The sequence below is a fragment of the Streptococcus mitis genome, assembly GCF_002096755.1.
Lineage (GTDB): Bacteria > Bacillota > Bacilli > Lactobacillales > Streptococcaceae > Streptococcus > Streptococcus mitis_AC.
Genome location: NZ_NCVF01000025.1, coordinates 162,698 through 176,094, shown reverse-complemented (window position 1 = coordinate 176,094; position 13,397 = coordinate 162,698). Strand labels below are relative to the sequence as shown.

The window sequence follows — 13,397 nt, the reverse complement described above, 5'->3', positions numbered from 1 at the left end:
GAATAAATGGCTTACCGTAAACTAGGACGCACTAGCTCACAACGTAAAGCAATGCTTCGCGATTTGACAACTGACCTTTTGATCAACGAATCAATCGTGACAACTGAAGCTCGTGCTAAAGAAATCCGTAAAACTGTTGAAAAAATGATTACTCTAGGTAAACGTGGTGATTTGCATGCACGTCGTCAAGCAGCTGCTTTCGTACGTAATGAAATCGCATCTGAAAACTATGATGAAGCAACTGATAAGTACACTTCTACTACAGCACTTCAAAAATTGTTCTCAGAAATTGCACCTCGTTATGCTGAACGTAACGGTGGATACACTCGTATCCTTAAAACTGAACCACGTCGTGGTGATGCAGCGCCAATGGCGATCATCGAATTAGTATAAAATCATCAATTTTGTTGAGTGTTATGATGATGGAGTCTTGTGCTCTTAGTCTAGCTCTGGTCTACCGCTAGGATTTCGGTCCTAGCGGGAACACTCATCATAAGTTGGGATAGTAGACGCTTGTTTACGAAATTGTTTTTTTCTTAAGAACAACTTCGTAAGCAGGCGTTTTTGAGTATTTTAGTTAGAATTATGCTATACTATTTGAAAAGAATCCTGTTTAATGTTCAGGTTTCCTATTAAAAGAAGAATTGGAGTTTGCTTATGAAAGCGATTATAACTGTTGTTGGTAAAGATAAATCTGGAATTGTTGCAGGTGTTTCTGGTAAAATAGCAGAATTGGGTTTGAATATTGATGATATCTCTCAAACTGTCTTGGATGAATATTTCACGATGATGGCTGTCGTCTCTAGTGATGAAAAGCAAGATTTTACACGTCTTCGTAATGAATTTGAAGCTTTTGGGCAAATTTTGAATGTGAAAATCAACATTCAGAGTGCAGCGATTTTCGAAGCTATGTATAATATCTAGGAGGTTATCATGGATATTAGACAAGTTACTGAAACCATCTCCATGATTGAGGAGCAAAACTTCGATATCAGAACTATTACCATGGGGATTTCCCTATTGGACTGTATCGATCCGGATATCAATCGTGCTGCGGAGAAAATTTATCAAAAGATTAGGACCAAGGCAGCTAATTTAGTGGCTGTTGGCGATGAAATTGCGGCTGAGTTGGGGATTCCAATCGTTAATAAGCGTGTATCGGTGACTCCTATTTCTCTGATTGGGGCGGCGACAGATGCGACAGACTATGTGGTTCTGGCAAAAGCACTTGATAAGGCTGCGAAAGAGATTGGTGTGGACTTTATTGGTGGTTTTTCAGCCTTGGTACAAAAGGGTTATCAAAAGGGAGATGAGATTCTTATCAATTCTATTCCTCGTGCTTTGGCTGAAACGGATAAGGTCTGCTCGTCAGTCAATATAGGCTCAACCAAGTCTGGTATCAATATGACGGCTGTCGCAGATATGGGACGAGTTATCAAGGAAACGGCAACTCTATCTGATATGGGGGCAGCTAAGTTGGTTGTATTCGCTAATGCTGTTGAGGACAATCCATTTATGGCGGGTGCCTTCCATGGTGTTGGGGAGGCAGATGTTATCATCAATGTCGGAGTTTCTGGTCCTGGTGTGGTGAAACGTGCCTTGGAAAAAGTTCGTGGACAGAGCTTTGATGTAGTAGCAGAAACAGTCAAGAAAACTGCCTTTAAAATCACTCGTATCGGTCAATTGGTTGGTCAAATGGCCAGTGAGAGACTGGGTGTGGAGTTTGGTATTGTGGACTTGAGTTTGGCACCAACACCTGCAGTTGGAGACTCTGTGGCACGTGTCCTTGAGGAAATGGGGCTAGAAACAGTTGGTACGCATGGAACGACGGCTGCCTTGGCTCTCTTGAATGACCAAGTTAAGAAGGGAGGAGTCATGGCCTGCAACCAAGTCGGTGGTTTGTCTGGTGCCTTTATCCCCGTCTCTGAGGATGAGGGGATGATTGCTGCAGTGCAAAATGGCTCTCTAAATTTAGAAAAACTAGAAGCCATGACGGCTATCTGTTCTGTCGGTTTGGATATGATTGCCATCCCAGAAGATACGCCTGCTGAAACCATTGCGGCCATGATTGCAGATGAAGCTGCAATTGGTGTTATTAACATGAAAACAACGGCTGTTCGTATCATTCCAAAAGGAAAAGAAGGTGATATGATTGAGTTTGGTGGCCTATTAGGAACTGCGCCTGTTATGAAAGTCAATGGGGCTTCGTCTGTCGATTTCATCTCTCGCGGAGGACAAATCCCAGCACCAATTCATAGTTTTAAAAATTAAGAAAATAGGAGAAAATGATGAAAAAAGAAATGAAACATGCTTTAGTAGCTTTGGGACTGTCGACTTTACTAGTACCAACGTTTGCCAATCAAGTAGTTTCTGCGCAGGAAGAAAGCCATGAAACTATCACTAGTGTGAGTCCAGAAGAAGTTAGGAAAGAAGTAAATAAAATTAAAGAATCTTATAAAGAATTACAGGATAAGAACAAGCAGAAGATATTAAATGAGATAGAGAAGGTTGATTGGAAGACAATTCCTTTTTCTCAGGATGACATAAATGAAATCAAGAACAAAATCCCTGAAATCTTATCAAATCGTACTCAATGGTTTTTCGAATCTTTGAAGAGACAAGAAGAGGAAATATTAAATTCTTCGTTTTATTTGGAATATTGGAAAGAGAGATTATATAGTATTAATCCAAGTAGCAGAGACGAACTTTATGAAATTGAAAGTATAAAAAGGGAAATTTCAGAAGAGATTTTACGCATTGCAACTTTAAAAAAGAAAGATCATATCATTTCATACATAAAGAAAAATCCATATTATACAAATATTGAAAGAGAAAAAATGTTAAAACAAGCTTCATCAGTGTATGTAAGTTACGGGGGAACAGGTCCAGGTACACCTGGGTGGATATCTACATATTACGACAAAATGGGTGATCTGAATGAATATTTGAAAAAAATAGCCTCTCTGTTGTCTGATGATTTTCAAGCATTTTCTCTAGCACCTATTGAGAAGAATATCAGAGAAGTTAATGCTGTTGCCTTCATGGAGAAAACAGCCATTAGTAATGACGATTCACTTTCGAAAGCAGATAAAGTTTCTATGTTTAGTAAGATTGATGACATAGTAGAAGAAGCTGTTAGAAAGATAAAAACAGAAGCTGATATAAGTGAGGATGGTAATTACAAAAATAGTAGAATGTTATCCCCTGAAGAATTATCTGTCTTTACTAAGCGTATAGAAGATGTTTACCAAGGCAAAGCTAAGCCTAAGGTTACGAAAGAGGAAGCTATTCAAGCAGTTTCTACTGGAAATTCATCCTCAGTTTCAGCTTTGACTTCCACTCAAGCCACCGTTACTTCTAATGGAGAGACTAAGAAGGATTATCAAGCAAGTAAGTGGTTTAAAGAGTCTGGCAAATGGTATTACAATGACCTTTCTGGCAATCTTGTAAGAAACCGCTGGGTAGGCCGTTATTATCTAAAAGCAGATGCTTCAATGGCTGCTAGTGAATGGATTTATGATGAAGATTATAAGAGCTGGTTTTATGTAGACTCAACTGGTAGTTATGTGGAGAAAGCTTGGCAGGGCGAATACTACCTAAAACGTGGCGGTTACATGGCTAAGAGTGAGTGGGTATTTGATTCTCAGTATGATAGTTGGTATTATCTGAACCAAGATGGCAAGTACGCTCGTAACCAATGGATTAAGGATGGGGATAAGTGGTATTACTTGTTAGCTGATGGGAAATTGGCAAAAAATATGACCATTAACGGCTATAAAGTAAATGAAAAAGGTGAATGGGTATAATTTTTTAAGTTCTATTTAAGGTTGGATGTGTATACTATAATCATTAAATAAAGACCTCCTAATATTATTTGAAACAGACAACACTGATTTAGTTTGAATTTGATTTTCATCTAATATCTTTATTTAATAGAACTCCTAAACTTTTTCATAATAATCTCCTGCAAAAGTCGCCTGTATGGGTGGCTTTTGTTTTATCATCCATGATATAATAGAAGCAAACGGAGGACGGAAAATGGTAAAAGTACGATTGTATTTGGTACGTCATGGCAAGACCATGTTTAACACGATTGGTCGCGCGCAAGGTTGGAGCGATACTCCCTTAACAGCTGAAGGTGAGCGAGGAATTCAAGAATTAGGAATCGGTTTGAGAGAATCTGGTCTGCAGTTTGAGCGCGCTTATTCGAGTGATTCTGGGCGCACCATTCAGACAATGGGAATTATCCTTGATGAACTTGGCTTGCAGGGAAAAATCCCTTATCGCATGGACAAGCGTATCAGAGAATGGTGTTTCGGTAGTTTTGACGGAGCTTATGATGGTGATCTTTTCATGGGCATTATTCCTCGTATCTTTAATGTGGACCACGTTCACCAATTGTCTTATGCTGAACTGGCTGAGGGTTTGGTAGAGGTCGATACAGCTGGTTGGGCTGAAGGCTGGGAAAAACTCAGTGGCCGAATTAAGGAAGGCTTTGAAGCGATTGCCAAAGAAATGGAAGAGCAGGGTGGGGGCAATGCCCTCGTTGTCAGCCACGGAATGACTATTGGAACCATTGTTTATCTAATTAATGGTATGCATCCGCATGGTCTAGATAATGGTAGCGTGACGATACTTGAATATGAGGACGGCCAGTTTAGCGTAGAAGTTGTCGGCGACCGTAGTTACCGAGAACTAGGACGTGAGAAGATGGAGGAAGCCTCTATTAAATCAGTCTAGACTTGCTTGCTATGAAATAGGGATTTGATAGGAATATCAAGATAAGAAAAAACAGCCGAGGTTAGTCCTTTCGGCTGTTTTTGATGGGGAAAACTAAAGTGTAATACTATTGCTTTTAGAGATTTTCATAAACAAGAGCAAGGAACCTACTGTTAGAACAGTCAGGATAGTTGACAAGGCTGCGGCTACACCGTAATTCCCTCTGAGAACCTCTGTATAAATAGCTACAGTCATTGTTCTTGTTTTGACATTGTAGAGGAGGATAGAAGTAGAGAGTTCTGAAATCATTGTGACCCAAGATAGGATGGCTCCAGAAATAATACCAGATAGCATCATTGGAGTTGTAATCTTGGCAAAGGTATTGAGACGGCTACTTCCTAAGCTTTCAGCAGCTTCTTCAATACTTGGGGCTATTTGTTGTAAGCTAGCAACAGATGAGCGAATAGTATACGGTAATCTTCTGACAGATAGGGACATAATTAAGATGAAAGCTGTCCCTGTAATCATAAGAAATCCACTTCCAAATAGACCGGTATTGAAAGAAGAAATGAAGGCAATCCCTAGAACGGTTCCTGGTACAATATAAGGTACCATACTGAGGCTGTCAATTAAGTTTGTAAACAAATTCCGTTTTCTAACGGCTAGGTAGGAGATAAATGTTGCGAATAGGACAACTAGAACTAAGGCAATCAAAGGGATACGAATAGTATTGAAAATAGCAGATCCCATACGATTGAAAGCTACCTTGTAACTGTTTAGAGAATAGCCTTTGACAAATACCATACCTGATGTTTTTAGGAAAGAAGTATAAATCAAGTAGACTTGAGGTAGAACAGAGAACAAGATAATTCCGTAGACTGTCGCATAAATGGCAGCTATTTTTCCTTTTGTAGTTTTTTTAGGCTCAATTGGATGGAGCGAATTCATACTGAAACTGTAGCGATTTGAAATGTATTTTTGGATAAGGAAAATTGCCAAGGCGATGATAATCGCCATAATTGCTAAAGCAGATGCAAAAGCAGAATTTCCTCCAACCTCGCTAATAAATTGGGTATAAATCAAGACTGGGAAAGTCCGATATCCTTCACCAATCAACATAGGCGTTCCAAAGTCTGAGAATGCTCTCATAAATACAAGCAAGGCAGCAGCTAGTAAGGTTGGAACTAGGAGAGGTAAAATAACCGTTACGATACGTTTAAATCCGAAGGATCCCATGCTTTCAGCGGCTTCAAGTAGAGAATTGTCAATACTTTTCATTGTACCAGCAACGTATAGAAATACCAGTGGGAATAGTTGCAGTGTAAAGACAAGTACAATTCCTTTGAATCCATAAATATCGATAGCTGGAAGATGAAGAGAATTTGTCAGGAATTTAGTAATTACCCCATTTCGTCCCAGCAAGAGAATCCAGGAGTAGGCTCCCACGAAAGGAGCTGACATGGAAGCAATGATAATCAATATTTGTAGAAATTTCTTTCCCTTGAAGTCATACATGGAAAAGAGATAAGCTAATAGGGTTCCTACAACTAAGGAAGTGACAGTAGCGGTAATGGAGACCTTGAAACTGTTGACAAGTGTCTCAGAGTAGTAAGCTTTACTAAAGAAAGTGACAAAATTAGCTAGTGAGAATTGTCCTTCATGTATGAGTGCTTGCTTGAGCACGGTAACGATAGGATAAACGAGAAAGACAAGATAGGTAAGAAAGATGAAGAAAGAGGAGGCTGTCCAAATATTTAGTTTTTTACGTTCCATGGTTGACTCCTTTTATCAGGTTTTGGGAACCATCTGCAGAAAAGACGTTTAATTTTTGAGTATTGATTCGTAGACGAATACGATCGCCTTTTTGTAGATCTTCTTCAAAAGTTGATTCTTCGCTAACCTGAATTTTTGAGGCAAAGCCTGTTTCAATGAAATACTCCGTATTTAGTCCAAGATAGACGCTATCGCTAATAGTTCCTTCAATATCTCCAGATTCATCTTTGATAAATTCTTCAGGACGAATGCTTACATGAATGGCTTGCTCCTCAGCCTGATCAAGAGCTGGCATTCGAAGAGCATAGCCATCTGAAAAGACGATATAAGCGCCGTCGCTCCGTTTTTCGAGATTGGCAGGGATAATATTTGTGCGTCCGATAAAGGTTGCTACAAACTCATTAGCTGGTTTATGATAGAGTTCTTTTGGTCGACCGATTTGTTGGATGACTCCGTCTTTCATAACAGCAATTTGATCTGAAATAGCCATAGCTTCTTCTTGGTCGTGGGTCACATAAACGGTTGTAATTCCCACTTCGTGTTGGATTTCTCGAATGGCTTGACGCATATCCAAGCGAAGTTTGGCATCCAGATTACTAAGTGGCTCGTCCATGAGGAGAACACTTGGATTAACCGCTAAGGCACGTGCCAAGGCGACACGTTGTTGTTGTCCACCACTGAGTTTATCTGGCTTTCGATCCGCATATTGAGCAATTTGCATGAGTTCAAGATACTTGTTGGTCTGTTGAATCAATTCTTCTTTTGGAACTTTCTTTTGCTTGAGACCAAAAGCAACATTGTCTCGGACAGTCAAATGTGGGAAAATAGCGTAGTTTTGGAAAACCATGCCAATATTGCGTTTGCTGGGTTCCATATTATTGATTTTTGTATCATCGAAGTAAAATTCTCCGCCTTCGATACTGTTGAAACCTGCAATCATACGAAGAAGGGTCGTTTTCCCACACCCTGAAGGACCAAGGATGGTAAAGAGACTTCCTTTGGGAACTGTAATATTTAAATTATCAATAACAGGAACATCGTGGTAGATTTTTTTGGCGTTAATAATTTTGATCTCACTCATAGTGAACCTCTTTTACTGTTTAGATTGGATATCTGTAAAAATGTCATTGTACTTTTTAAGAATAGCGGATTTGTTTTTAATGACATAATCGGAATCTTCAGTGGCAATATTGATTTCTGTCATAGCTTTCATATTTTTATTGGTTTTAGCATTTTTACGAATGGGTCTGATTGTTGTTTCAGTTCCTAGCTTATCTTGGATTTCTTGAGAAAGGAGGAAATCGATAAATTTCTTAGCGTTTTCCATATGTTTGGCGTTTTTGACGATAGCCGCGTTACCAGGTAAAAAGACGGTTCCTTCTTTTGGATAAATGACTTTTACATCAACTCCGTCGTTTAAAAGTTTTAAGGCAGGATCTTCATAGGTGAGTCCAACAGCCATTTCCCCATCGGCGACAGCTTTGTAAACATTTGAAGAACTAGATGCAATCTTTCCATCTACTAGGGTAAATAGATTTTTCACATAGGTCCAAGCTTGTTCATTTTCGTATCCACCTTGATCGACAAGCATGTTTGTTAATTGAGCAAAGGCGCTAGATGCGTTACTTGGATCAGCAGTAGCAATTTTTCCTTTTAATTTAGGATTGAGTAGGTCATTGTAGCCTTCAATTTTAATATCTTTTGTAAGAGCTGAATTGGCAATGATGACACTGACATCCAGTGTGTAAGGTGTGTAGAATCCTGTTTTATTTTGATATTCAGGGATTATCTGGTCGTTCTCTTGAGAAATATAAGGTTCAAAAAGATTTTCGTTAGAAGAGAAGAGGGCGTAGGAGCCTCCGAAAATGACATCAGCTACAGGGGATTCTTTTTCGGCCTCAGCTTTTTTGAACAATTCACCAGTACTGGCTTGTACTAAGTCAACCTTAATACCATATTTTTCTTCGAAGGCTGGGATTGTTTCTTCGATAAGGTCTTCAGGGTTAGGTGAGTAGACAACCAAAGTGTTATCTGAACCTTTTTCAGTGTTAGTCTCCGCTTCTATAGCTGAAGAACATCCTGATAAAGTAAGAAATATCCATCCACAAGAGAGAAAGAATAGTAGTTTTTTCATAAGAATCTCCTTTTTTACGAACGTTTTCTCTACCTAGATTGTTAATGTTTTTAAAATGTAGAGTTCTACAGGATATAATAAAAACCTTAAAGAAATCTAAAACGGGGAATATGAGTCAAAGGCGTTAGGGGGAAAAAGATGGAAGAGACAAATAATCGATATAAGTTAATTTCAAGTGCTAGCTAATTTTTTATACTGCTAAATAAGCTGGATTTGCGATTCAGTCTTTCTTGGCATACAAGCCCAAAAGAACATTTCTCGTCTTTCAAATTCCCTCAAAAATGGTATAATAGTAACATCACAAAATTGGAGAGAGACCATGAGTTTTTACAATCATAAAGAAATTGAGCCTAAGTGGCAGGGCTACTGGGCAGAACATCATACATTTAAGACAGGAACAGATGCATCAAAACCGAAGTTTTATGCGCTTGACATGTTTCCGTATCCGTCTGGAGCTGGATTGCACGTAGGACATCCAGAAGGCTATACTGCAACCGATATCCTCAGCCGTTTCAAACGTGCGCAAGGCTACAATGTCCTTCACCCAATGGGTTGGGATGCTTTTGGTTTGCCTGCAGAGCAATATGCTATGGATACGGGGAATGACCCAGCAGAATTTACAGCTGAGAACATTGCTAACTTCAAACGCCAAATCAATGCGCTTGGATTTTCTTATGACTGGGATCGTGAAGTCAATACAACAGATCCAAACTACTACAAGTGGACGCAATGGATTTTCACTAAGCTTTACGAAAAAGGTTTGGCCTATGAAGCGGAAGTACCAGTAAACTGGGTTGAGGAATTGGGAACAGCTATTGCTAATGAAGAGGTTCTTCCTGATGGAACTTCTGAGCGTGGAGGCTATCCAGTTGTCCGTAAACCAATGCGCCAATGGATGCTCAAAATCACGGCCTATGCGGAGCGCTTGCTTAATGACTTAGATGAACTTGATTGGCCAGAGTCTATCAAGGACATGCAACGCAACTGGATTGGGAAATCAACTGGTGCTAATGTAACTTTCAAAGTAAAAGGAGCAGAAAAGGAATTTACAGTCTTTACTACTCGTCCGGACACCCTTTTCGGTGCTACTTTCACTGTCTTGGCTCCTGAGCATGATTTGGTTGACGCTATCACAAGTCCGGAGCAAGCTGAGGCTGTAGCTGACTACAAACACCAAGCCAGCCTCAAGTCAGACTTGGCTCGTACAGACCTTGCCAAGGAAAAAACAGGTGTATGGACTGGTGCTTATGCTATCAACCCTGTCAATGGTAAGGAAATTCCAATCTGGATTGCAGACTATGTTCTTGCTAGCTATGGGACAGGTGCGGTAATGGCTGTTCCAGCCCACGATCAACGTGACTGGGAATTTGCCAAACAATTTGACCTTCCAATCGTCGAAGTACTTGAAGGTGGAAACGTTGAAGAAGCTGCCTACACAGAAGATGGCCTTCACGTTAATTCAGACTTCCTAGATGGATTCAACAAAGAAGACGCTATTGCCAAGATTGTGGCTTGGTTGGAAGAAAAAGGCTGTGGTCAAGAGAAGGTTACCTACCGTCTCCGCGACTGGCTCTTTAGCCGTCAACGTTACTGGGGTGAGCCAATTCCAATCATTCATTGGGAAGATGGCACTTCAACAGCTGTCCCTGAAAATGAATTGCCACTTGTCTTGCCTGTAACCAAGGACATTCGCCCTTCAGGTACTGGGGAGAGTCCATTGGCTAACTTGACCGACTGGCTTGAAGTGACGCGTGAAGATGGTGTCAAAGGTCGTCGTGAAACCAACACCATGCCACAATGGGCTGGTTCAAGCTGGTACTACCTCCGCTATATTGACCCACACAATACTGAGAAATTGGCTGATGAGGAACTTCTCAAACAATGGTTGCCAGTAGATATTTACGTGGGTGGTGCAGAGCATGCCGTTCTTCACTTGCTTTATGCTCGTTTCTGGCACAAATTCCTCTATGATCTCGGTGTTGTTCCGACGAAAGAGCCATTCCAAAAACTCTTTAACCAAGGGATGATTTTGGGAACAAGCTACCGTGACCACCGTGGGGCTCTTGTGGCAACCGATAAGGTTGAAAAACGTGACGGTTCTTTCTTCCATGTGGAAACAGGAGAGGAGTTAGAGCAAGCGCCAGCCAAGATGTCTAAATCGCTCAAGAACGTTGTTAATCCAGACGACGTGGTGGAGCAATACGGTGCCGATACCCTTCGTGTCTATGAAATGTTTATGGGACCACTTGATGCTTCGATTGCTTGGTCAGAAGAAGGTCTGGAAGGAAGCCGTAAGTTCCTTGACCGTGTTTACCGCTTGATTACAAGTAAAGAAATTCTTGCGGAAAATAATGGCGCTCTTGACAAGGTTTACAATGAAACGGTCAAAGCTGTCACAGAACAAATTGAGTCTATGAAGTTCAACACAGCCATTGCCCAACTTATGGTCTTTGTCAACGCTGCTAACAAGGAAGACAAGCTCTATGTTGACTATGCCAAAGGATTTATCCAATTGATTGCCCCATTTGCACCTCACTTGGCAGAAGAACTTTGGCAAACAGTTGCAGCAACAGGAGAATCTATCTCTTATGTATCTTGGCCAACATGGGACGAAAGCAAACTAGTTGAAGACGAAATCGAAATCGTTGTCCAAATCAAAGGAAAAGTCCGTGCCAAACTCATGGTCGCTAAAGACCTATCACGCGAAGAATTGCAAGAAATTGCTCTGGATGACGAAAAAGTCAAAGCAGAAATTGACGGTAAGGACATCGTGAAAGTGATTGCGGTACCGAATAAATTAGTTAACATTGTTGTGAAATAAGATAGGAATCCTTCAGAGTAGAATCTGGAGGATTCATTTTTTATTTGACAGGAAGTTTCTATTTTGTTAATATGATTAACAAAGAAAAGAGAGATTATGGATAAAAAAGAATTTATTGCATTTAATAATCGTTTCAATAGATTTATTTTAGCGTTTGACCAGTTAAAAAAAAATCAACATAAAAGTGGTGTTGACAAATCCATTACGTTGAATGAGGTACATTTGATTGTTGTGATTGGGAAAAATCAGCCCTTAAATCTAGTAAAATTATCTGAATTATTAGAAGTTTCGAGAAGTGCAATAACTCAAAGTGTTAGAAGATTGATTCAAAAAAATTTAGTTGTTTTTGATTTTGAACCGAATAATGGGAAAAATAAATATTTGAGATTATCTGAAAAAGGCATCGAAGTTTTTAAAATCCATAAGGAACAACAAGCGCATATTGAAAAATCAATCTTTTCAGTTTTAAACAACTATAGCGAGGAGGAACTTCAAACAGTTGTGAAATTGATGGATGATATTGAAAAGGTGTGGGGAGAATTACCGTGGTAAAAGTCGCGGTAAATTTTAAATACAATTGTTAATCAGATTAACAAAAAGGAGAAGATATGACTGTAAACATAGAACTGATTTCACAAACAGATTTAGCGGATGAATCTTTTTATATTGCTATCAATGGCTTAGAACCAAGGGCAATGTATTGTGTAGAAATGTACCTGTCTGATTATTACTGTATAAATGCTCCCTTGCTTTTAGATTATGATGTTATATGGAAATCAACCGCAATTTTTTTATCTGATCAGGACGGTATGATTGATACCTCTCAGACAGCATCTATTTCGGGATCTTATAAAGGAGTTTCAGAAATGGGATTATTCTTTAATGCGAAACCGTTGAAGAATAGGAAAAGGAGATTACCGAGTTCTCTTGATAGAATTCCATTACGAGATTGTTTTGGTGTTGAAATTAAAATCAAGCTGGGGAAAGATGTGGTCGCGGAGCAAAGTTTCGTAAGGCGTTATATGAATCTAGGAGTAAGATATCAAGATATCTATGACAAGCATTTTCAAGGTCGATTATTCTATGATGAAAAGTTAAGAAGGGCGCCAGCCGTGATTATTGTTAGCGGTAGTGAGGGGAGAATTGAAAAAGCTCAAAATATTGCCCAACTTTTATCTTCAAGAGGCTATATTTGTCTTGCGATAGCTTATTTTGGTTTAGAGGGATTACCCCAAAATTTAGAACGAATTCCGATAGAATGTCTGGAAGAGGCGAAAGATTTTCTATATCATCATCCTCAAGTTGATAATACAAAAATAGGAATATATGGTCGCTCTAAAGGAGCAGAGCTTGTTCTGGCTGGACAAAGTATTTTGGAAGATGTGCAATGTTTGGTACTCAATTCCCCCTCAAATGTAATATTTGAGGGAATAAAGGGAAAATTCAACTCTCATTCATCTTCTTGGACATATTTGCAAAAAGAACTTCCGTATCAAAAATTTCAGTTAGGAAATTATTTGTTAAACAAGTTTTTTGGAAAACACATTCCTGAAGATAGTAGGGCTCAGATTGATGTGAGTAAAATTGCCTCTCCTTTATTATTACTAGGAAGTGATGTTGATGAAATATGGAATGCATCATCCGCGATAGATGATATTATTTCACACTATAAAGGGAAATCCATTTTGTTTAAAAAATATCATGAAACAGGGCATATGTTGACGATTGCTTATCAACCGAATCATCGTTATCGAAAAGATTGGCGCTTATTAATGAAAGAAAGTGTAGACTCATGGTTTGCCACGATAAATTATTTTGATACACATCTGAAAAATTTGTAGATAGTGCTGAACCGTACTATAATAGTCCTAACTAAGATAAAAACACAGTTCTGGTTGGTAGTCCAGTCTACAAAAGCAATTGCTCAAACAAGATAAATTTGAACTCAAA

The 13,397-nt window shown here is 39.3% G+C and carries 11 protein-coding genes; 8 read left to right on the top strand and 3 right to left on the bottom strand.

What is annotated here, in order from left to right; genetic code table 11:
• Positions 1-6 precede the first annotated feature (6 nt).
• From rplQ to B7700_RS08110, 5 genes are all read left to right on the top strand, one after another.
• Entirely contained in the window at positions 7-393 is a 387-nt protein-coding gene (gene rplQ / locus B7700_RS08130) for a 50S ribosomal protein L17 (protein WP_000331493.1), read from the top strand.
• A 264-nt stretch (positions 394-657) separates the two neighbouring features.
• Entirely contained in the window at positions 658-924 is a 267-nt protein-coding gene (locus B7700_RS08125) for an ACT domain-containing protein (RefSeq protein WP_000644120.1), read from the top strand.
• A gap of 9 nt (positions 925-933) precedes the next feature.
• Entirely contained in the window at positions 934-2,271 is a 1,338-nt protein-coding gene (locus B7700_RS08120) for a PFL family protein (protein WP_000354926.1), read from the top strand.
• A 17-nt stretch (positions 2,272-2,288) separates the two neighbouring features.
• Entirely contained in the window at positions 2,289-3,806 is a 1,518-nt protein-coding gene (locus B7700_RS08115; protein ID WP_192855676.1) for an N-acetylmuramoyl-L-alanine amidase family protein, read from the top strand.
• 232 nt (positions 3,807-4,038) lie between these two features.
• Positions 4,039-4,740: a histidine phosphatase family protein gene (locus tag B7700_RS08110; protein ID WP_084888270.1), complete on the top strand. Its 702-nt coding sequence runs from the start codon at positions 4,039-4,041 to the stop codon at positions 4,738-4,740.
• 93 nt (positions 4,741-4,833) lie between these two features.
• On the opposite strand, the gene B7700_RS08105 is transcribed toward B7700_RS08110, so the two are convergent.
• Genes B7700_RS08105 through B7700_RS08095 form a run of 3 tightly spaced genes read right to left on the bottom strand, consistent with a single transcriptional unit; the run spans position 4,834 to position 8,626 of the window.
• Positions 4,834-6,492 carry an ABC transporter permease gene (locus B7700_RS08105; protein ID WP_084888268.1) on the bottom strand — a complete coding sequence of 553 codons (1,659 nt, stop codon included), beginning with the start codon at positions 6,490-6,492 and terminating at the stop codon, positions 4,834-4,836.
• On the bottom strand, positions 6,482-7,573 hold the full coding sequence (locus B7700_RS08100) for an ABC transporter ATP-binding protein (RefSeq protein WP_084888266.1): 1,092 nt from the start codon (positions 7,571-7,573) through the stop codon (positions 6,482-6,484). The genes B7700_RS08105 and B7700_RS08100 overlap by 11 nt, the downstream gene beginning before the upstream one ends.
• A gap of 12 nt (positions 7,574-7,585) precedes the next feature.
• Positions 7,586-8,626 (bottom strand): ABC transporter substrate-binding protein, encoded by a 1,041-nt coding sequence (locus B7700_RS08095; RefSeq protein WP_084888264.1) that lies wholly within the window; start codon positions 8,624-8,626, stop codon positions 7,586-7,588.
• A 319-nt stretch (positions 8,627-8,945) separates the two neighbouring features.
• Between B7700_RS08095 and leuS the strand changes: the two genes are divergently transcribed.
• From leuS to B7700_RS08080, 3 genes are all read left to right on the top strand, one after another.
• Entirely contained in the window at positions 8,946-11,447 is a 2,502-nt protein-coding gene (leuS, locus tag B7700_RS08090; RefSeq protein WP_084888262.1) for a leucine--tRNA ligase, read from the top strand.
• A gap of 96 nt (positions 11,448-11,543) precedes the next feature.
• Positions 11,544-11,999 (top strand): MarR family winged helix-turn-helix transcriptional regulator, encoded by a 456-nt coding sequence (locus tag B7700_RS08085; RefSeq protein WP_084888260.1) that lies wholly within the window; start codon positions 11,544-11,546, stop codon positions 11,997-11,999.
• A gap of 56 nt (positions 12,000-12,055) precedes the next feature.
• Complete coding sequence (locus B7700_RS08080) at positions 12,056-13,288, top strand: acyl-CoA thioesterase/BAAT N-terminal domain-containing protein (RefSeq protein WP_084888258.1); 1,233 nt, start codon at positions 12,056-12,058, stop codon at positions 13,286-13,288.
• Positions 13,289-13,397 lie beyond the last annotated feature (109 nt).

What these genes read in the sequence shown, in the direction of transcription:
- B7700_RS08120 (WP_000354926.1), top strand. Translation starts at nt 934, where the DNA reads ATGGATATTAGACAAGTTACTGAAACCATCTCCATGATTGAGGAGCAA.
- B7700_RS08125 (WP_000644120.1), top strand. Translation starts at nt 658, where the DNA reads ATGAAAGCGATTATAACTGTTGTTGGTAAAGATAAATCTGGAATTGTT.
- B7700_RS08110 (WP_084888270.1), top strand. Translation starts at nt 4,039, where the DNA reads ATGGTAAAAGTACGATTGTATTTGGTACGTCATGGCAAGACCATGTTT.
- B7700_RS08115 (WP_192855676.1), top strand. Translation starts at nt 2,289, where the DNA reads ATGAAAAAAGAAATGAAACATGCTTTAGTAGCTTTGGGACTGTCGACT.
- B7700_RS08100 (WP_084888266.1), bottom strand. Translation starts at nt 7,573, where the DNA reads ATGAGTGAGATCAAAATTATTAACGCCAAAAAAATCTACCACGATGTT.
- B7700_RS08105 (WP_084888268.1), bottom strand. Translation starts at nt 6,492, where the DNA reads ATGGAACGTAAAAAACTAAATATTTGGACAGCCTCCTCTTTCTTCATC.
- rplQ (WP_000331493.1), top strand. Translation starts at nt 7, where the DNA reads ATGGCTTACCGTAAACTAGGACGCACTAGCTCACAACGTAAAGCAATG.
- leuS (WP_084888262.1), top strand. Translation starts at nt 8,946, where the DNA reads ATGAGTTTTTACAATCATAAAGAAATTGAGCCTAAGTGGCAGGGCTAC.
- B7700_RS08085 (WP_084888260.1), top strand. Translation starts at nt 11,544, where the DNA reads ATGGATAAAAAAGAATTTATTGCATTTAATAATCGTTTCAATAGATTT.
- B7700_RS08095 (WP_084888264.1), bottom strand. Translation starts at nt 8,626, where the DNA reads ATGAAAAAACTACTATTCTTTCTCTCTTGTGGATGGATATTTCTTACT.
- B7700_RS08080 (WP_084888258.1), top strand. Translation starts at nt 12,056, where the DNA reads ATGACTGTAAACATAGAACTGATTTCACAAACAGATTTAGCGGATGAA.